Here is a 317-nt window from a genome sequence, read left to right as displayed (position 1 = left end):
AGCTCCGCCGGCCCGAGGGCGCTAGCCAGCGACTGTGCCACGGGATTGCCGCCCGGCATCGTGCCCAGGATGCTGCCACCGAGCACCACCGGACCGGTCGCGTGCGCGGGCCGGATGGTGGCCAGCGTGTCGACCAGCTCGATCGCGGCTGTCGTCAGAATTTCGAGGGCGACGGCATCATCTCGCGCCTGGAACGCCAGCGGTGCGAACCGGGAGAGCTCGACCGGCGGCAAGGCAAAGAGCACGTCGATGAGGTCCAAGAGCACGCGCGCGCGGCCATGGGCACGCTCGCCGTTCGCAGTGAGACCAACGGCGGA

1 protein-coding gene is annotated in these 317 nt (G+C 70.3%); it reads right to left on the bottom strand.

Going from position 1 to position 317, the window contains the following annotated elements; translation table 11 throughout:
- Positions 1–317, bottom strand: a 317-nt coding sequence (locus ABFX56_RS15940) for a hypothetical protein (protein ID WP_346234348.1), incomplete at both ends; no start/stop codon positions are given.

The sequence above is a fragment of the Parafrigoribacterium mesophilum genome (assembly GCF_039652555.1).
Lineage (GTDB): Bacteria > Actinomycetota > Actinomycetes > Actinomycetales > Microbacteriaceae > Parafrigoribacterium > Parafrigoribacterium mesophilum.
The sequence above is the reverse complement of the archived record's forward strand: the minus strand, read 5'-3'. Positions and strand labels throughout refer to the sequence as shown.